We start from the raw sequence: 18,995 nt of genomic DNA, 5'->3' as shown, positions 1-18,995 counted from the left end.
GACACATGCAAGACGCCATTTTACCAATGCGATCAAAGCAATTGGGAAAGGAAATGAAAAAGCCATCCGATCTTCTGTCGCATATCAGGCTCTTATAAGGATTGGCGGGATTTATAAGCTGGAAGGGACCGTGAAAAATCTGTCACCGGAGGAACGCCTGAAAGAACGCCGGGCTTCGATCAAACCACTGGTCGAGAAGTATTTTGCGTGGGTAAAAAAAGTTCTGGCAGAAACTCTTCCACAGGGGTATACGGTAAACCATGAGTACTGGCCCATTTTTTGACCGCCGTTTCCGGCGGCCTGGTTTACAGCTCAGTTGTTTTTGACTTGCTCCGGCAGATCTCTGGTAACTGATCTGACCATGGAAGCAGGTATTCTATAAAACGGTAATCCGTGTCATCCTGATGATCTTTTAACACTGTCAGGACATGGGTCAGATAACGGAACGGATTCAGGTGATTCGCCTTTGCTGTTTCCGTTATACTGTAGATGATCGCACTGGATTTTGCGCCATCGATACTATCGATCAGCTTCCATGCATGTTTATGCAGGCAGAGGCTGCGGAGCGCTCCTTCTGTTGCGTTGTTATCAAGAGGCACTTCACCGTCATCCAGGAACACTTTCAGTGCCTCTTCCTGATTGATACAGTAATGGATCCCTTCCAGTGTTTTCCCTTTGGGAAGACGGCCAGCGGACTCTACCTCTTTTGCCCACGCAAAAAAAGCCTCCACCAGAGGTCTGACTGTCATCTGACGCTGCTTTTTCCGGTCTTCCGGTTCCAGATCAGATAACGGATTGTCCAGATGATAGATGGCCCCTATCCGCTTCAGGGCTTCGTATGCAACGGTATCTTTCGCAGTTTTTTGTGCCGCTTTTGGGAGTGCTTTTAATGCATCTGCGAAATACCGCCTCGCATGCGCCTTATTCCAGTTCTGAGATAAGACCCATTATCCCAGAAGTATTATTATTCCAGAAGAAATGCAGATCTCAGCTTAAAACCTGATGGTACATGTCGTTTTCTCGAATAACAATAGCGTATAATTAACCTCACAGATTATTATAAGGAGGTCAATTATGGCAGAGAAAACGTTAAACTTTCACAAGCTGTCTGATTGTGTCATCAATCAGCTCAAAAAGCAGAATTACATGGATTCCACATTGATGGTTTACAGGCGGATTTACAACAGAATCTACTCGTTGATGAAAAAACTTGGTATAGAAACATATACTCCTGAAATTGGACGTCAGTTTCTAGATTCAGTAAACGTATGCAGATCGACTTTTAGTGCGTATACCTGTGCGGTACGGAGGCTCAATGATTATATCGATGACATACCTTACAGATGTCATCATGGAAGCCAGTTGGAAAAAGTCCCTGAAGATTTTTCGAATATACTGAATGAGTATCTTAATGAATGTTCAAACACAGGGAATAAATCACCAACTATTCTCGCCAAAAAGAAAACTTGTGTACGATTTCTGAATTACATAAAACAGATTGGATGTAATGATATTGGTGATCTTAACGCAGGGAAGATATCCCAGGCACTACTTATATATGATAACAAAGATAATTATGCGAGAATACGCCAGTTTCTGCGGTATCTTTATGATAGTGGGTTAATCAAAACAGATTTTTCTGGGATCGTGCCCCATTATAAAAGACGTAGCGTTTTACCTACCACTTATACTCCTTCAGAGATAAAGAAAGTCGAAAATGCGATTGATACGGCTACAGATACCGGCAAAAGGGATCGGGCAATCATCCTGCTTGCGACTCGCATGGGGTTGCGCTCTGGGGATATTGCAAAACTGAAGTGGTCAGAAGTGGATCTGAATAGTGGATATATCCATCTGAGGCAGGAAAAAACCGGGATTCCGCTGTCTTTACAGATGCCGGAGGCCGTTATGGCTGCAATCACTACTTTCTTGGAGAGTGCGAAATCTTCCGGAAGATGTGATGAATACGTTTTTCACGGTATGTCAGCTCCATATGGACGTATTACAACAAGCATTATAAGGCATGCCACAGACCGTTACTTTCATAAAGCCGGAATAGATACAAGTAGAAAAAAGCATGGTCCCCATACCTTCCGTTCATCCCTTGCAAGCTCGATGGTAAATGACGGAGTCTCTTATGAAACGGTGAGAAGAATACTTGGACATTCTGATTTAAATGTTATAAAGCATTATGCAAAAGTGGACATTGAAAATTTAAGATTGTGTGCTCTGGATCCGCCTCGCCCCAAAGGAATATTTGCTGATTACCTTTCCAGAAAGAAGGTGGTCCGTCATGTTTAACAGTATTTATTCAGATAAGCTATCACAATACTACGAGCTACGATGCGGAGTATTAAGCGAAAGTGCACAGAAACATGAATTGTGTTATCTGAAAAGATTTGATAATTATCTGAATGCGCACATCCGTTCAACAGGTCAGATCACTGAACGTTTTATTAATGCATGGGTCGGTACATTAAACGGAAAAAGCGGGTCTGTTGAAAATGAAGTTATCACGATCCGGCAGTTTTTAAAATATTTGACATTGTCCGGTGAACCTGCTTTTATCCCTATTATTCCAAAAGTGCGTGATGATTATGTTCCGCATATATTCAGCGATAATGAACTCGAACTCATCTTTAAATCTGCAGATAATGTCATCTTATCAGATAAAAAGGCGGATCCCTATCTGGTGATCGAGTTTCCGGTGATTCTTCGATTATTATATAGCTGCGGATTAAGGATAGGAGAAACGGTCAGAATCAACCTTGCAGATACGGATCTTGAAAATGGCATTCTCAGATTAATAAACACGAAAGGTGACAAACAACGCTTAGTTCCCATGTCATTGGAAATGACACGGATACTGACGGAATACTGTTTAGCGATGGGGATTTTTGAAAAAACAGAAGGATGGCTTTTCCCTTCCTCCAAAACCGATAGTCATATTTCAGGCAGATCGGTAAAAAACAGATTTGATAAAATACTGAAAGATAATAACATCCGCCTTGCTAATCGGAAGAAGCATGAAAGAGGTCCATGCCTGCACTGCCTGAGACATGTTTTTGCATTTAAATCTTTTGCACAGGCAGAAAGGGCTGGCAGACATATTGATGATGCGATACCATATCTTTCTATCTATCTGGGCCATGACAGCCTTGATGAAACATCCAAGTACTTAAAATTCAGCAGTGAGTTGTTCCCCGAAGCAGTTGAAAACTTTGGTGATTTTATGTATGACCTGTTGCCGGAGGTGGACTATGAAGCATAAGAAGAATTCATTTCTGGACTTGCTTGAAGCCTATTTTAACACGTATCTTCCGGTAGCAAAAGGATTATCGACAGCAACTGTTACGTCATATAAAGCAACTTTCCGAATACTAATAGAGTTCATATATACAGTTAAAGGAATATCGGCTGAAAAGATTTATTTCGAAATATTGGATGCTCAGATGATCACAGAGTTCCTTGACTGGCTGGAATCAGAGCGCAAATGTAGTATAGCGACTAGAAACCAGCGCCTTTCCGCACTGTCGGCATTCTCAATATATGCGCAAAACAGAGATTTTGGTGCAGCATCTATATTCAGAAATAATGTATTAAAAGTCCCAAAGAAAAAAGCCCCACAGTCTCTGCGAAGTTCCTTTTCGAGAGAGGAAGTGAAGATTCTTTTTAAACTGCCAGATGCCAATACGGAAATCGGATTGAGAAATAAAACTCTCCTGTGCTTTATGTATGCCAGCGGAATGCGTTCCCAGGAAGTGTGCGATCTGACGGTAGGCGATATTCAGTTTTATCAGGATAAAGCCTGTATAAATGTTCATGGAAAAGGACAAAAAATACGAAGGATAGGCATACCGGCAGCTGCCTCAGATATAGTAAAAAAGTATATTGCACACAGAGGAATATCTGAGGATAAGAACCGGCATATTTTCTCAAGTCAGATTCATGAAAAGATGACAGTTTCCTGCATTGAGGAAATTTATGCAAAGTATATCCGCATAGCAAAGCAGGAAAATCCCGGAATGTTCAGAAATAATTATACGCCGCACTCGATGCGACATACAACGGCAACACACATGCTTGAGGCGGGAGTACCGCTGATCGTTGTAAAAAACTTTCTTGGTCACGTATCCCTGCAAACCACTCAGATTTATACGGAAATTTCTCAGGAAACAATGAATCGCCAATTGAAAGCATGGAATGACAGGTGGTTTTTCAAAGAAAATCCAGACAGATCTGACAATAGAGAAAAAAGAAATATACCCGATTTTTTAAAGTAATTTCACAACATTATTATTCCAGATCTCTTTTGAGAAATGCAGGTTTTAAGCTGAGATCTGCATTTCTTCTGGAATAATAATACTTCTGGGATAATGCGTCTTATTCCAGTTCTGAGATAAGACACATGCAAGGCGCTATTTCTCAGACGCTGTAAATAACGGTGAATTAGTACCATCTGTACGGTCTAACTGTACCACTCTGCCGAAACAAGAGTACCGCCTTGCCGGTTGGCTGTACCGGTCGGCAACTGCACTTTGCCAACGATGCGAACCACTTTTCCGGTGAAGTGAACCATCCTTTCGGATGGTTGATCCACTCGATATTCGATTACTTTGCCTAAAGACGGTATCTGGCGAGAATGGAGCTTGCAATGGCTGTTATCGCCTCGCTGACGCAACTACGACATTGACAAGTGCCATCCTGCCAGATGAATGACAGCTAAACAAAGCAAACGCATTCCGTGCTGATGGAGCGTTGACTCCACAGCCGATGACCTGATGTTTTCAGGACATCTTACATAGAGTCATTCCAGCACATACGCTGATGACTATAGATTATTACCTTGACAACTTAATACCGGTCGTCATCCTGACCCTGGGCAATCCTTATCATGGAATCCACATGCTCCTTAAATGACATTGGATCTCCGCCATCATAGTAGATCCTCATGTACTCCTGGTACGCCAGGTTATCGTAATGCGGGGTATCCAGATCAGAAAGAATATCAGCTCCAGTGGTCCACTGATGTTCCGGATCAAGCTTCTGGCTCAATTCATATCTGGCCTTTACGGTCTCAGCTTTCAGATGCTGGATGTCTTTCACCATGGAGTCTACGAGTTCCAGGAAGGATTGGATCAGTTCGCAGTTATCAATATCGGGGCATTCGTCCCATGCGGTGTAATCATCCCGGATCATTTGCCATCACCATCCTCTCCGGATGTCTGGATCCCATGGCGTTTTCGCATGGAGACGTGGCCATCAATAAAAACGTCATAGGCGTTGTGGATGATCCTGTCCATGATCGCTTCGGAAATCGGGCTCCCTTCCGCTGATGCGGGGTCGAGCCTGCCATACCATTCGTCCGTATGATACTGGGAACAGAAGATCATGGATCCCTTCTGGCTTTTGATCCGTGCTTCCACAACCTCAAGCAGGTTATAGGATTCCTGCTGTACCAACGGGCGGATGAGCCATTCATCAAGGATGAGAAGATCCACTTTCAGGTAAGAAGCAATGGTTTTCCGGAATTCACCGGTGCCCTTAGCGACATTCAGTTCTTCCAGAAGCTCAGGAAGGCGTACGTAACGTACTTTTTTAAATTTTCTGCAGGCAGCATTGCCAAGTGCACATGCAATGTACGTCTTGCCGCTGCCGCAGGCACCACTCAGGATGATATGCCGCCCGTCATCGATATACTTGCAGGTAGAGAAGCGTGTCAGCTGCGTCTTGTCCAGCTTACGGTCCGGATGGTATTCGATCTCTTCCATACAAGCATTTGGCGCTGAAAATCCGGCATCACGGATGCATTTGGCGAGCTTATTGGCCTGGCGGCGGTTCCACTCTGCATCGACCAGGAGAGCGATCCGCTCCTCGAAGCCGAGACTGCTGTAGGTATCAGGATCGCTCAGCTGGGACTCCAGTTCTTTGGCCATGGCTGAGAACCGCATCTGCTTGAGGGTATCAATCGTTGACTGGTTGATCATATGTTTGCACCCCCTTTCCGGAAAGCATCAGCGCCTCGTGTGATCCCGTGGCGGGTGCCATTTTTCGGCACAGGTGCTTCAGCGGCTTGATTGAGGGGAATCCTATCCTGTCCGTTTTTGAGAATGGTGAGGATGCTCCTCAGCGCAGGTGTCGATGAAAAGGCTAATGCACGTTCACAGGCGGCATCCACACGAGCAAGGCCATATCTGTCTGCAGCCTTCATAAGGCTTACACAGTATTTATAGCCCTGCTCCGGCTCCTTCCCGGCTTCTAGGAATTGACGGATCACTGCGGAAACAGAGGAGCCTGCCGACTCAGCCCATGAGAGGAAAGCGTCTTTGTTGTAAGAGAGGTATCTGCGGTGTGCTTCCGGCATATGTCCCGGCACCATAACAGCATCGCGCTGGGCCTTTTTTAAGCGCACATGGGAAGCAACGCGTCCGCCACGGAAGAACACTTCCACGGTATCTCTTGTAGTGCGGATGTCTACGGTCTCGCCGATCAGGTCAAAGGGCACCGAATAACGATTGAGGCCATCGGTGATCGTATAGTCGTTGTGGATCTTCGCTGTGCTCCATGTAGCCAGCTCGTACGGTGCGGGAGGAAGCGGATGCATAAAACTGCGTTCTTCCTCTTCATATGCCGTGTGGCGGTTCCCTTTCCGGGTCTTGAAAGACTTATTGTTCAGAGCCTCAAGCTTCTCTTTTACGGTGGCATAAGCCTCTTCAAAAGAGAGGAAGTGATAATTCCTGATGGCGGCAAGGATCCAGGTCGTGGCAAACTTCACGGAACCCTCTGCATTTGGTTTGTCGTCAGGAGCCTTTGGCCGGGCCGGGACAATCGCCGTATCGTAATGATCGGCCATTTCCTGGTAGGCTCTGGGAATGACGGTTTCATAACGGGTATTCTTGGTTACTCCGGTCTTGAGGTTATCCGGCACAACCAAACGGGTTACGCCACCAAAGTACTCATAGGCATGGACATGGCAGAGGATAAAGTTCTCCGACTTCATATCCCGGCAGAGTTCCGCATATACAAGGCTGCTGCAAGACAATACTCCCACGAAGAGATAAGCCGGAGTGATTTCGCCGGTAACACTGTCGTGAATGTCAACGGTTGTACCAGCCCAGTCAACCTCGAAGGTCTCTCCAGGCTTTCGGGAAATACGCATGGTTGCCTTGCTGACTCTTGCCCATTTGCGGTAGAGGTCACCAAACTGTGTACTCATGTACGGCTGCTTCCCTGCGGCATAAGCCTGCTCGCAGTACTCTGTCCAAAGAAGTGTCATCGTAACGCCTTTCTTTGCAAGTTCCCTGTGAATCCACGGGAAGTCAATGGGCATACGGTTGGAATTCTTCTCTGCCCGGGCAGGGTACAGGAGTAACTTCAGGTCTGAGTTAGTAACATTTGCATCCAGAGGCCACTCGATCTTCAGCGCATTGGCTAAGTCGATTACTTCTTTGACAGTACTGCGGGAACTATGAACAGATGATGTGATCACCCGCTGTGAATACCCGAGATTATGAAGCCTCAGGATTTCTCGATAATCTACCATGATTATCGCCCTCCTTATAATAGTAGTCACACATTAGGTGTGCCACAATCATTATAAGGAGAACTTTAGCGGCTGGTACAGCCAACCGGTAAGATGGTACAGAATTAGCGGCAGGGTGGTACAGTTAAACCGTGCAGTGTGTCACGAGCGACCGTTATTTACAGACGCTTTAAAAGCCCTTCCGAAAGCAGCACAAAAAACTGCAAAAGATACCGTTGCGTATGAAGCTGTGAAGCGGATCGGGGCCATCTATCATCTGGACAATCAGTTGGCTGCTTTGGAACCGGATGACCGAAAGAAACAGCGGCAGATCACAGTCAAACCTCTGGTGGAGGCTTTCTTTGCGTGGGTAAAAGAGATTCAATCTTCCAATCGTCTTCCCAAAGGAAAAACACTGGAAGGGATCAACTACTGTATCAATCAGGAAGAGGCACTGAAAGTGTTCCTGAATGATGGGGAAGTTCCACTTGACAACAACGTAACAGAAGGAGCGCTCCGCAGCTTCTGCCTGCATAAACATGCGTGGAAACTGATCGACAGTATCGATGGTGCGAAATCCAGCGCGATCATCTACAGCATAACGGAAACAGCAAAGGCGAATAACCTGAATCCGTTCCGTTATCTGGACCATGTACTGACAGTTCTGAAAGACCATCAGGATGATACGGATTACAGCTTTATTGAGAAACTGCTTCCATGGTCAGATCAGTTGCCGGAGATCTGCCGGAGCAAGTCAAAAACAACCAATCTGTAAACACGGCCGCCGGAAACGGCGGTCAAAAAATGAGCCAGTACTCATGGTTTACCGTGTACGAACAGTTTAATGAAGAGACGGTTTCTAAAAATCTGTCTGCATTTATAGGAGAAAAAGCCGGGGAATACGTTCCCCATCATGTAACAGAGAATGAGTATCTGGAAAGGCTTGCTCCTATGGAGTTGGAAGAAATCAAGCAGGACCTGGTGTATCATCTGATCCGGAGACGATGCTTTGAGGATGCAAGATATAAGAAAAAATGGCTGATCATAGTGGATGGGACACAGCTATACTGCGGACAGAGAAAACTGAATGAGCATTGTCTGGAACGGTGCTGTAATAAGGGAACAGACAAAGAGATCACACTGTATCACCGGGATGTGCTGGAGGCGAAGATCTTCTTTGGAGAAAAGCTGGTAGCCAGTATAGGGAGTGAATTCATCGAGAATAACGGGGAAGACCGGAAACGCCAGGAAAAAATGAGTGCGGAGGAGATCAAACAGGATTGTGAGACCAAAGCATTTACCCGATTGGCAGGACGGATCAAGAAAAGATTTCCCCGGCTGCCGATCCTGCTGCTGGCAGACAGTCTGTATGCATCAAAACCGGTTATGGATCTGTGCAGGGAATATAAGTGGGAATTCCTGATCCGGTATAAAAAGGGAAGTATTCCGAGCATAGCGGAAGAATACGAAAAGATACCGGAAAAAGGGAAAACAGAGAAAGCCGAATTCGTGAATGATATTGATTATGATGGCAAACCGGTACACGTATTAAGATATCGGGAAGAAAAGGCTGGAGAAACAACAGAATTCCAATGGCTGAGCAGCATAAGGATTACCAAAGGGAATGCGGAAAAGATGGCGGAAACGGGAAGAAAGCGCTGGAAGATAGAGAATGAAGGATTTAACCGGCAGAAGAACTGGCAGGGAAGCATTACCCATACATGCAGCTGGGATGACCAGGCGCAGAAGAACCATTATCTAATGGCACAGATCTCGGATTTTGTGAAACAGTTGTATGAGTATTATTATCTGGAGAAGAATGGGATCAAAAAGAAGCAAAAAAATATATCTTCTGATTTGTTAGCCAGCTTTGGACGGCAACTAACAAAAGAAGATATATTCCCAGTTGATGAAAATACACAGTCATTCAACTGAGATAAGTATAGCAAAGGAAGTGGTGCCTGCCAAGAGGAAAATGAACTGAATTATCTACAAAAAGAGGAAATTCGGTCATCAGGGCCTTAAAAGTGAATAAGTTCGGAAGAAAAACCAGTGTTGTGGATAACTTATTTTTTCTTAGAAATTCATTGGCATATGGCAGGCAAATATATTTTTACCGTTTAAAACTGCTCAAGTATAGTTAGTGTATAATTATTATTGGCAAAGATAGGAATTATTCTTAAATAAAAAGAGGAAGCAGAGAAAATCCCTGCTTCCCAATCATACAGTTTTTCTTTATGATGTTAGTTGCGAACAAAACACGTAAAGGAGACTGTATGATGAAATCTATTGTAGAAGAAAACTTGGTATCTTTCAAGGTGCTGGAACAAAAAGTTTTTTCCTATGTCTGCGAATTGGGCAGGATGATCACCCAGATCATTCTGGAAAACTATGATGATGAACTGGCGAAAGAGAGGGATACAAAGTCTTACAGGGACAAAGGGAAACGGGAAACCTCGATCAAAACTGTATATGGGGAAGTAACCTATTCTCGGAGAGTTTATCGGACAGAGCAAGAGGATGGAAGGACCGCCCACATCTACCTTCTGGATCAGGCGATGCAGATGGAGAAGATCGGGCTGATCTCTACGAACCTTGCAGAGAAGATTGCTCTGACAGTAACGGAATCCCCTTATCGTGTCAGCGCAGATATAATAAGCGATACCTGTGGGCAGACGATCAGCCATGGGGGTGTCTGGAACCTGATCCAGCAGCTAGGAGAACGGATCTGCGAAGAGGAGAACCACGCAGTACAGCAGATGGAAGCAGACCAGGCAGAAGGGCAAAGAGCAGTCGGGATCCTTTTTGAGGAAATGGATGGTGTATGGCTGCGGATGCAGGATTCCCGCCATAAGAAGGCGCCGAAGCAGGAGATGAAGGTTTTTACGATGTATGAGGGATGGGATGCGGACAGCCCGAAAAGGAGCCGCCTTGTGAACAAGAAGATGCTGGCGGGGATGGAGAAAAGCGGCCAGTTCCATCAAAAACGGGAAGCGCTGATCGAAAAGGTTTATGATGCGGATGAGATTGGCCAGCGTATCCTAAACGGAGATGGAGGGAGCTGGATTAAAGAGGACTATGACCCAGAGGTTATCTTCCAACTGGACCGGTTCCATATTTATAGGGAGATCAAAAAGAAGATCCGGGATGTAGAAGCCCAGAAACGGATCAAAGAGCTCCTGGAGCAGAAGAAAGTAGAGGAGATGCTGGAATATATCCAGGTCTATGCAGACAGCATAGAGAGTGATGATCCGAAAGATAACGGGAGCAAAAACGCAAGGGAGCTATACAAATATCTGTGGAATAACCGGGAGGGGCTGATCCCATACCAGGAAAGGCGGATTAAGCTGCCTGACGCACCGGAAGGGATCATATATAAAAACATGGGAGTACAGGAGAACCAGAACTGTACAGCGGTCACAATGCGGATGAAGCATCGGCGGATGAGATGGTCCATACAAGGGGCGAATAACATGGCAAAAGCCCTGTACCGGAAAGAGAACAGGGAACTGGTCGATACAATTGAGCGGTATACGGACGGGCTGGTATTCACCATGCAGATGGAAGAGATCGTCAAAACGCTGAGTGCTGCGAAATCACCAAAGAAAGATGGGAAAGGGAATCCGTATATAGAGGCCATCACACATCATATGCCACTTCTGGATGCAATGCGGACAGCATCGAGAAAAGCCTTTGAAAGAGCCTTCTGCTAAAAGAGATAAAAGTGGGCGAAAGAAGTGCAGGGGAAATTATCTGAAAATAAAAGAAATAAACTGACATCAATAAATAAGAAAAAGTGCCAACGATTACTTGACACATACTCAAGTATCAGCTCTGACGAGCAAAAATAATTATTAATAAAAACCTCCCTTTTTCAGGAGAATTGCGAGATAATAAAGTTAGCCCAAAAACTTTTTTCTTCGCAAGCCCGAAAGAAGGGAGGTTTTTCCAGCAAAAACAAAAGAAAAAATCAAGAGAAAAGAATCAAGGGAACACCTGGCACGGTTTAACCTTGCCTGTGAATTGGTAAAAGTTATCCGCCACTTTTTCCCAGAACTTTTATCCTTGTTAAAGCGGGTGGAGGATCCAAGGCACCAAAGCTATATTATCTATAGCAACCACGTCTTACTGATGACACGGATCCTATCATCTATATTTTATATCAACAGCATGAGGAGTACAAGCGGAGAATTTAATGATGAAACTGTAATTGAAAATATTGGGATGTTGTGCGGAGAAGAACTAAGGGAGCTGCCTTATTGGGAAACGATCAACAATTATCTGAAACGGTTTTCATCGGATGAACTACAGAAAGTTGTATGTCGGCTGGTATACAGGCTGATCCGGAGCAGAGCTTTCGAGGATGCGCGGCTTCGAGGAAAGTACTGGCAGATTATTATAGATGGGACACAGTTGTATCGGAGCAGAAAAGATCTGGGGGAACACAGCCTGTTCTGTCGAAAGAAGAAAGGAACCGAGGAAGAATATACGGAGTACTACTATTATGTATTGGAAGCGAAGGTCGTTCTTCACGAAAAGATTCAGGTGAGCATCCTGACAGAGTTTATTGAGAATGAAAAGCGGGAAGTGGATAAGCAGGACTGTGAGCAGGAAGGTGCGAAGCGGCTGATGGAGCGTTTGAAACAGGAATTCCCGATGCTGCAGATATGTATCTGCGGGGACAGCTTGTATGCGAGTGAAGGATTTTTTAAAGAATGCCGCAGGAAGAAATGGAAATATATTTTACGGTATAAGGAAGGGAGCATCCCCAGTATTAACCAGGAGTATCAGGTATTAAAAAAGCGGGAAAAGAACCGGCAGGAAAAGCCGGAAGGAGTTTATGACTATGTTACAGGGATAGATTACCGCGGAGAGAGTATCAACGTAATAGAATACGAGAGAGAGGAAGAGAAGAAGAAATTTTTGTATGTAACGGATCTGAGTATTACGGGGAGAAATGTAAAAGAAACAGTGGAACGTGGAAGATGGAGATGGAAGATAGAAAACGAAGGGTTCAATACACAGAAAAAGCAGGGGTATTATCTGGAACACCGGTTCAGCCATGATTACCAGGGGATGAAGAACCATTATTATGTGATACAGATTGGACACATGATCGCGCAGATCATAGAAGCATGTGAGAGGTTGTGGAAGAAAGTAAAACAGAGCAGGACGCAAAAGCACCGGCTCCTGCTCAATGCATGGAAAAACCGACGGATAAAAGAAAACGAATCAGAATTGGAGAAAAAAATACAAGTGAGATTTGCGTGCAGCTAAAGAAAGGAAGTGATGAGGGGAGATAAGGGGAAAAGAAGGGTGCATAAAGGGAAAAGAGGGGAAGTTCCGGCTTTTAGAGAACGAACAGTCAGATGCAACGAGTAGAAAAGCCTAAAAGACGCGCTTTATATAAACGGAATATATTTTGCTCGTCAGAGCTGACTCAAGTATACAATTTGTTGACAAAAACCATAATCTATGTAATAATAATTTATATTTTGAGCTATGAACATATGTGAGTAAGGAAGGGGTAGCAGTTCAGAGACAGAGTGCCAGCGGCTGCAAGCATTCTGCGTGAATCTTCCTGAAGTTTCAGTATGGGAGCTTTCTGGCGAAAAGCATATTGCGTTAAGCTGGATGTCCGTGTAGCAGAAGATTACACAAAGTGAGTGCAGAGTAGTAAAAAAATACTCTGAAATAGGGTGGTACCGCGATCAACATCGTCCCTTGTTGAAATGATAGGGGCGGTGTTTTTTTATTCGGTAGAAAGCTCTTCGGGTGCAGTAGAATAAAAAGGTCTGAGACACAGAAAGGTCCCGCAGGCATACCCCCTGAATGAGAAAGGAGAAACGCAATGAAAGATAAAATTAACGGTATTTTATCAGAAGCAAGAAACAAGATTTCTGAATCGGCGAGTGAAGGCGAATTACAGAATGTGAAGAGCGCATATATCGGAAAGCAGGGCTCTCTGAGCCTTCTGATGAAAGAGATCCCGACGCTGGATGTGTCTCTTCGCCCTGAGATGGGAAAACTTCTGAATCAGGCAAAAAATGAGGTCAAGGAATTGATCGATGAAAAGAGGGTGGAGCTGAAGCTGAAAGCTTCGGAAGTATCCCCTGATTTTGACTGCTCTGTCCCGGGAATCATGCCGTCCGGCGGCGGACTTCATCCCATCACGCAGATGTGCTATGATCTGAACGATACATTCCGTTCCATGGGATTCGAGATCTTCGAGGAAGACGAGATCACAAGCGAGATGTATGCTTTTGATAATCTTAATTTCCCGCCGAACCATCCGGCCCGCGAGAGCATGGATACCTATTGGATAGAGGGACACGACAGCGGGAGCGCGAACGAAAAACTCTGCCTGCGTCCGCATCTGACCGGAGCAAGCGTCCGCTACATGCAGACACACAAACCTCCGTATCGTTTCGTGTATCCCGGACGTGTGTACAGGAATGAGACCACGGATTCACATCATGAGAGGGCTTTTTTCCAGTATGAAGCTCTTATTGTGGACAAAGATATTACATTTACATCGGGAAAGGTAATGATCAAGAGCATCCTGAGCAAAGTGTTCGGCAGAGATGTGCCGGTAAGGATGCGCTCCGGTTTCTTCCCCTTTGTGGAGCCGGGATTTGAGATTGATATGGAGTGTCAGGTATGCGGCGGAAAAGGCTGCAGCGTCTGCAAGCATGTGGGATGGATCGAGGTAATGCCGGGAGGTTCCCCGCATCCGAACGTGCTCAGAGCAGCAGGACTGGATCCGGATGAGTACACAGGATTCTATGTAAATATCGGTCTGGACAGACTTGTTATGATGCGTTACGGCGTGGATGATGTGAGACTGTTCCACAGCGCTGATTTAAGATTCCTGAAACAGTTTAGATAAGGAGAGGAAAAATGAAGTTATCATTATCATGGATCAAGGATTATGTGAATATTCCGGAGGATGCGGATCTGAAAAAACTGGCGTACGACCTGACTATGTCCACAGTGGAAGTGGAGGACGTGGAAGAACTTGCACGCCGATTTGACAATATGCTGGTGGGAGTCATCGAAAAGATCGAACCCCATCCCAATGCAGATAAATTAAGAGTATGTAAAACAGATATCGGCGGCGGAGAGATCAAGGATATCGTCTGCGGCGGCATCAACCTGAAAGAGGGGATGCGTGTCGCTGTATCCTGCCCGGGCGCGGTTGTCCGCTGGCACGGGGAAGGCGAACCGGTAGTAATCAAAAATTCCAAACTTCGCGGAGTTGAGTCATACGGTATGATCTGCGCTTCCGATGAGATCGGCCTGGGAGAGCTGTTCCCGGCAGAGCAGGAGGCAGAGATTCTGGATCTGTCTGCTTTTGACGTGCCGGCAGGTACTTCTCTTGCCGATGCGCTGGATATGAATGATATCCTTCTGGAGATCGATAATAAATCAATGACGAACAGACCGGATCTCTGGGGACATTACGGGATCGCGCGTGAGATCGCAGCGCTCTATGACCTGCCTCTCAAAGAGATCAAACCTTTTGAGACAGACGTTCAGTCTGATTTCCGGGTTGAGATCGAAGCGCCGGACAGATGTACAAGATACATCGGTGTTGAGATGTCCGGTGTGAGCGTGAAGCCTTCACCGTACAAAATGCAGAACCGGATCTGGAAAGCAGGAATGCGGCCGATCAACGCGCTTGTAGATATCACGAACTATGTCATGCTTGCAGTCGGAAATCCGACGCATGCATTTGATGCGGACAACATTACAGACCACATCGTGGTAAGACATGCGTCCGAAGGAGAGAAGCTGCTCCTCTTAAACGACAACGAACTCACACTCTGCGATGACGATCTTGTGATCACGGATTCCGAGGGACCGGTTGCGCTTGCAGGAGTTATGGGCGGAGCGAAGGATTCCATCCTTCCCAAGACAGAGAGGGTGATCCTGGAGGTTGCCAACTTCACAGCGGCCGGAATCCGGCGCACAGCGCTGCGCTATGATACACGTACAGAGGCGTCCTCCAGATATGAGAAAGCCATTGATCCGGAGAGATGTGATCAGGCCCTTGCCCTTTCCATGCACTATTTCAAGGAACTTTATCCGGAACTGAAGGTGACCGGATTCTGCGATAACTATGTGAAGAAACTGGAGAGAGCGCAGATTGACGTAAGTCTGACATGGCTTGAGAAGAGACTTGGAAAACATCTGACAGACAATGAAATCCGGGGCAAGCTTGAAAAACTCGGGTTCGAGGTCCAGATTAACGGCGACAACATGCATGTGACTGCTCCTACATGGCGTTCCACAGGCGATATCTCCATCAAGGATGATGTGATGGAGGAAGTTGCCAGAATGTACGGATATGACAACTTTGACGCCACAGCGTTCACGACTTCCTTTACCGGAGCGATCAACCAGAAGGATAAGAGCCTTGTCAGAAATATCAAGGAGTATCTCGCGATCCGCTGCGGTATGCAGGAGGTGTACACCTATCCGTGGATGAACGATGTGTTTGTAAACGCGGTCCTTCAGAACACGGACGGAATATTGAGGCTTTCCACTCCGCCGGCACCGGATCTGGGATATATCCGTTCTTCCCTGCTTCCGAACCTGTGCGAGGCGGTTGCGAAAAATGAGCGTTATTTCAATGACTTCTCCATTTTTGAGGAGGCTCAGGTATTCTTCGATAAAAATTACACATCTGTATACGACGAGAAAGAATCGCTTCCAGAGCAGCGCAGACATATCGGGGCGGCTTTCGCGAGCAGCGTGAAAGATATCAACACACTTTTCAGAGAGGCAAAAGGTGTTCTTGAGTATATGCCGCGCTATACGCATATGGAAGCGTATGAGTTCAGAAAAGAAGAGAAACCGGTGTGGGCTGACAACGTTGTCTGGCTCAATATCTATCTTGGCGATGAGAAGATCGGAGACATGGGGCTTGTGGCAAAGAAGGTTTCCATGGAGTGCGGCATCAAGAATCTGTCCGTTATGCTGTTCGAATTGGATGCAACGAAGCTGAGACCGCTGGCATCCAGAACGAACAAATTTACTCATCTGGCAGAGTACCCGGAGACAGATTATGATATCTCCATGCTCTTTGACGCGGATGCGTCATGGCATGATATTTATGACGCGGTCATGGGCAAGAAGAAGGCCAGCGCGCTTCTTAAGGATGCGTCCTTTGTGGACGAATACAGAGGAAAACAGATACCATCCGGAAAGAAATCCGTGACCATCAGACTTACGATCGGATCGGATGAGAAGACTCTGACGTCTCAGGAGATAGAAAATGCTGCGAATCAGGTGATGAAAAAGCTTGGCAAAAAAATGAATGCAGAGCTCAGAACACAGTAAAACAAAGTAACAGTTAAGGCGGGCCTTGTGTGGAATGCATACAGGGCTCGTTTGTCGAAGGGAATAGGTTTACAGTATGAAAACAAGTGATTTTTATTATGATCTGCCTCAGGAGCTGATCGCCCAGGATCCGCTGGAAGACCGTTCCGCCTCCAGACTTATGGTACTGGACAAGGTGACCGGTGAGATACGGCATCATGTGTTCCGCGAAATTATCAACTATTTAAATCCGGGAGACTGCCTCGTGATTAATGACACAAAAGTTATTCCTGCGAGGCTGATCGGAGCCAAGGAGGAGACCGGGGCTAAGGTCGAAGTTCTGCTTTTAAAGAGAGGCGCGGACGATGTGTGGGAGACTCTTGTAAAACCGGGACGCAAGGCGAAGCCGGGTACAAGGATCAGTTTTGGAGACGGGCTGCTCGTTGGTGAGGTCGTGGATATCGTAGATGAGGGAAACCGTCTGATCCATTTTGAATATGAAGGAATCTTCGAGGAGATACTGGATCAGCTGGGGCAGATGCCGCTGCCTCCGTACATCACGCATCAGCTTAAGGATAAGGACAGATATAATACGGTTTATGCGGAACATTCCGGATCAGCTGCTGCGCCGACTGCAGGGCTCCACTTCACGCCGGAGCTGTTAAAAGAAATCGAAGAAAGAGGCGTCGATATCGCGCGTGTCACTCTCCATGTAGGCTTGGGCACATTCCGCCCGGTCAAGGTGGACGACGTGGAGAACCATCATATGCATTCGGAATTTTATATGATAAATGAAGAAGCGGCGGAGAAGATCAACCGTGCCAAAGACGGCGGAGGACGTGTGATCTGCGTCGGCACGACGAGCTGCCGTACCATCGAGTCTGCGGCGGATGAAGACGGACATCTGAAAGCATGCAGTGGCTGGACGGAGATCTTCATCTATCCGGGATACCGCTTTAAGGTGCTGGACTGTCTGATCACAAACTTCCATTTGCCAGAATCCACGTTGATTATGCTTGTTTCTGCTCTTGCAGGAAAGGAAAATATACAAGCTTCTTACAAAGAGGCGGTTGAAAAGAGGTACCGATTTTTCAGCTTTGGAGATGCTATGTTAATATTATAGTTATGGGAGACTGTTGCTTATGAGGTTTTTTTTTCATGACACTTTTTCTGAAAAGAGAGCATTTGATCTTATCAGCAAATTAATTATTAACTCGGCACAAGAGTATTATAAAATGAATAGAGATTCCATCGTTTATAAGAGATTAAGATCAGAACTTAAAAGTATTAAAGAAAAAAAGATGTGTACTGAAGTATTAATATGTTACATTCTTTGTCAATTTTTATCTTTTAAAGGGGAAAAATATGTAATAGATGGAATATTTGGGGAATATTTGAGCGCTTATTTGCTTGGTATATCAGTGATAAATCCTTTGCCAAGGCATTATATATGTCCCAAATGCTATAATGTACAAGTTAATAAAAGAAAAAGAAAACGTGACGTTTTTATATATGATGATCAAGTGCAAGTATGCTCTATATGTAAAAGTAAAAAAGTACCAGAAGGAATGAATCTATTTTTTAAGGATATTAATGAATTTTTTCTAAGAGTAAATAATTTGAATATACTTGATTTAGATGAGATAAATAAGTTTATTTCTGAAAGTGTTTCAATACAAATGAACTTAAAACTGTTGGACAGACTTACTGTTGGAGAAGCGGGCGTTAGTGTCAAAGAGGACAAAAATGTTCGTTTTGTGGCATACAATTCGGGTAATGCTAGAGATAATATTTTTACTTTTCATCACAGGGTAGAAAAATATCATATTCATGTGAATGATGTTGATTTGGAAAAACAAATATCAGATTTAAAAAATACAATTACGATAAAAAAAGTTATTTATTATTGTATTGATGAAATAGAGGAGATGTTATATAGAAAAGGGGCAAAAGATTCGGAGATATATGATGTGACTTGTCATTTGTTGGGAACTAAAAAAATGTGTGAAACGTTAGAAAATAAATATGGTTTAGAGTATAAATATGGGATTGCGAAAAGTTTAGAATCTTTTTCATATCTTTGGAAGATAACTCAAGAAACATTTAGGACAGATAGATGGAAAAATGAATTTCAAAAATGAAATCCACC

15 protein-coding genes and 2 pseudogenes are annotated in these 18,995 nt (G+C 45.0%); 12 read left to right on the top strand and 5 right to left on the bottom strand.

What is annotated here, in order from left to right:
- Positions 1-13 precede the first annotated feature (13 nt).
- Positions 14-283: pseudogene (locus AC0QUU_RS01390) on the top strand (IS66 family transposase); the annotation flags it as partial.
- Positions 284-305: 22 nt separating this feature from the next.
- Here AC0QUU_RS01390 and AC0QUU_RS01385 read toward each other — a convergent pair.
- Together AC0QUU_RS01385 and AC0QUU_RS01380 are read right to left on the bottom strand one after the other, a co-directional pair.
- On the bottom strand, positions 306-482 hold the full coding sequence (locus AC0QUU_RS01385; protein WP_474545500.1) for a transposase domain-containing protein: 177 nt from the start codon (positions 480-482) through the stop codon (positions 306-308).
- A gap of 33 nt (positions 483-515) precedes the next feature.
- Positions 516-908: pseudogene (locus AC0QUU_RS01380) on the bottom strand (IS66 family transposase); the annotation flags it as partial.
- Positions 909-1,074: 166 nt separating this feature from the next.
- Between AC0QUU_RS01380 and AC0QUU_RS01375 the strand changes: the two are divergent.
- The 3 genes from AC0QUU_RS01375 to AC0QUU_RS01365 are packed head-to-tail and all read left to right on the top strand — an operon-like array spanning position 1,075 to position 4,283.
- Positions 1,075-2,301: a tyrosine-type recombinase/integrase gene (locus AC0QUU_RS01375; protein WP_474544175.1), complete on the top strand. Its 1,227-nt coding sequence runs from the start codon at positions 1,075-1,077 to the stop codon at positions 2,299-2,301.
- Positions 2,294-3,271, top strand: a complete 978-nt coding sequence (locus tag AC0QUU_RS01370) for a tyrosine-type recombinase/integrase (protein ID WP_474544173.1) — start codon at positions 2,294-2,296, stop codon at positions 3,269-3,271. The genes AC0QUU_RS01375 and AC0QUU_RS01370 overlap by 8 nt, the downstream gene beginning before the upstream one ends.
- A complete protein-coding gene (locus AC0QUU_RS01365) occupies positions 3,237-4,283 on the top strand; it encodes a tyrosine-type recombinase/integrase (RefSeq protein WP_474544171.1) in 1,047 nt (348 codons plus the stop codon). Before AC0QUU_RS01370 ends, AC0QUU_RS01365 begins: the two co-directional genes overlap by 35 nt.
- A gap of 571 nt (positions 4,284-4,854) precedes the next feature.
- On the opposite strand, the gene AC0QUU_RS01360 is transcribed toward AC0QUU_RS01365, so the two are convergent.
- From AC0QUU_RS01360 to istA, 3 genes are read right to left on the bottom strand one after another with little or no spacing between them, the layout of a single operon-like run.
- Positions 4,855-5,199 carry a hypothetical protein gene (locus tag AC0QUU_RS01360; protein WP_474542313.1) on the bottom strand — a complete coding sequence of 115 codons (345 nt, stop codon included), beginning with the start codon at positions 5,197-5,199 and terminating at the stop codon, positions 4,855-4,857.
- Positions 5,196-5,987, bottom strand: coding sequence for an ATP-binding protein (locus tag AC0QUU_RS01355; RefSeq protein WP_033125733.1), 792 nt, complete (start codon positions 5,985-5,987; stop codon positions 5,196-5,198). The genes AC0QUU_RS01360 and AC0QUU_RS01355 overlap by 4 nt, the downstream gene beginning before the upstream one ends.
- The gene (gene istA / locus AC0QUU_RS01350; protein ID WP_474542316.1) at positions 5,984-7,543 is read right to left on the bottom strand and encodes an IS21 family transposase; all 1,560 of its coding nucleotides are present in this window, start codon (positions 7,541-7,543) and stop codon (positions 5,984-5,986) included. The genes AC0QUU_RS01355 and istA overlap by 4 nt, the downstream gene beginning before the upstream one ends.
- A 115-nt stretch (positions 7,544-7,658) precedes the next feature.
- On the opposite strand from istA, the gene AC0QUU_RS01345 reads away from it, so the two are divergent.
- The 8 genes from AC0QUU_RS01345 to AC0QUU_RS01310 all read left to right on the top strand — a co-directional run bounded on the left by AC0QUU_RS01345 (position 7,659) and on the right by AC0QUU_RS01310 (position 18,987).
- Positions 7,659-8,297, top strand: coding sequence for an IS66 family transposase (locus AC0QUU_RS01345; RefSeq protein WP_474544169.1), 639 nt, complete (start codon positions 7,659-7,661; stop codon positions 8,295-8,297).
- 29 nt (positions 8,298-8,326) lie between these two features.
- Positions 8,327-9,457, top strand: coding sequence for a transposase (locus tag AC0QUU_RS01340; protein ID WP_474544167.1), 1,131 nt, complete (start codon positions 8,327-8,329; stop codon positions 9,455-9,457).
- A 341-nt stretch (positions 9,458-9,798) separates the two neighbouring features.
- Entirely contained in the window at positions 9,799-11,235 is a 1,437-nt protein-coding gene (locus AC0QUU_RS01335) for an ISLre2 family transposase (RefSeq protein ID WP_474544165.1), read from the top strand.
- Between the two features lie 457 nt (positions 11,236-11,692).
- Positions 11,693-12,799, top strand: a complete 1,107-nt coding sequence (locus tag AC0QUU_RS01330) for a transposase (protein ID WP_070087463.1) — start codon at positions 11,693-11,695, stop codon at positions 12,797-12,799.
- 574 nt (positions 12,800-13,373) lie between these two features.
- Positions 13,374-14,411 (top strand): phenylalanine--tRNA ligase subunit alpha, encoded by a 1,038-nt coding sequence (locus tag AC0QUU_RS01325; protein ID WP_474544162.1) that lies wholly within the window; start codon positions 13,374-13,376, stop codon positions 14,409-14,411.
- Positions 14,412-14,422: 11 nt separating this feature from the next.
- On the top strand, positions 14,423-16,867 hold the full coding sequence (gene pheT, locus AC0QUU_RS01320) for a phenylalanine--tRNA ligase subunit beta (protein WP_474544160.1): 2,445 nt from the start codon (positions 14,423-14,425) through the stop codon (positions 16,865-16,867).
- Between the two features lie 76 nt (positions 16,868-16,943).
- Positions 16,944-17,969, top strand: coding sequence for a tRNA preQ1(34) S-adenosylmethionine ribosyltransferase-isomerase QueA (queA, locus tag AC0QUU_RS01315; protein WP_474544158.1), 1,026 nt, complete (start codon positions 16,944-16,946; stop codon positions 17,967-17,969).
- 19 nt (positions 17,970-17,988) lie between these two features.
- On the top strand, positions 17,989-18,987 hold the full coding sequence (locus AC0QUU_RS01310) for a hypothetical protein (RefSeq protein WP_474544156.1): 999 nt from the start codon (positions 17,989-17,991) through the stop codon (positions 18,985-18,987).
- Positions 18,988-18,995 lie beyond the last annotated feature (8 nt).

The sequence above is a fragment of the Mediterraneibacter sp. HA8405 genome (assembly GCF_056148955.1).
Note: the sequence above shows the minus strand (reverse complement) of the source record. Positions and strands in the feature narration are given on the sequence as shown.

Bases quoted from the DNA above. Each gene is read 5' to 3' on its own strand.
- AC0QUU_RS01375 (WP_474544175.1), top strand. From the start codon at position 1,075: ATGGCAGAGAAAACGTTAAACTTTCACAAGCTGTCTGATTGTGTCATC.
- AC0QUU_RS01370 (WP_474544173.1), top strand. From the start codon at position 2,294: ATGTTTAACAGTATTTATTCAGATAAGCTATCACAATACTACGAGCTA.
- AC0QUU_RS01365 (WP_474544171.1), top strand. From the start codon at position 3,237: ATGACCTGTTGCCGGAGGTGGACTATGAAGCATAAGAAGAATTCATTT.
- AC0QUU_RS01360 (WP_474542313.1), bottom strand. From the start codon at position 5,199: ATGATCCGGGATGATTACACCGCATGGGACGAATGCCCCGATATTGAT.
- AC0QUU_RS01355 (WP_033125733.1), bottom strand. From the start codon at position 5,987: ATGATCAACCAGTCAACGATTGATACCCTCAAGCAGATGCGGTTCTCA.
- istA (WP_474542316.1), bottom strand. From the start codon at position 7,543: ATGGTAGATTATCGAGAAATCCTGAGGCTTCATAATCTCGGGTATTCA.
- AC0QUU_RS01340 (WP_474544167.1), top strand. From the start codon at position 8,327: ATGAGCCAGTACTCATGGTTTACCGTGTACGAACAGTTTAATGAAGAG.
- AC0QUU_RS01335 (WP_474544165.1), top strand. From the start codon at position 9,799: ATGATGAAATCTATTGTAGAAGAAAACTTGGTATCTTTCAAGGTGCTG.
- AC0QUU_RS01330 (WP_070087463.1), top strand. From the start codon at position 11,693: ATGAGGAGTACAAGCGGAGAATTTAATGATGAAACTGTAATTGAAAAT.
- AC0QUU_RS01325 (WP_474544162.1), top strand. From the start codon at position 13,374: ATGAAAGATAAAATTAACGGTATTTTATCAGAAGCAAGAAACAAGATT.
- pheT (WP_474544160.1), top strand. From the start codon at position 14,423: ATGAAGTTATCATTATCATGGATCAAGGATTATGTGAATATTCCGGAG.
- queA (WP_474544158.1), top strand. From the start codon at position 16,944: ATGAAAACAAGTGATTTTTATTATGATCTGCCTCAGGAGCTGATCGCC.
- AC0QUU_RS01310 (WP_474544156.1), top strand. From the start codon at position 17,989: ATGAGGTTTTTTTTTCATGACACTTTTTCTGAAAAGAGAGCATTTGAT.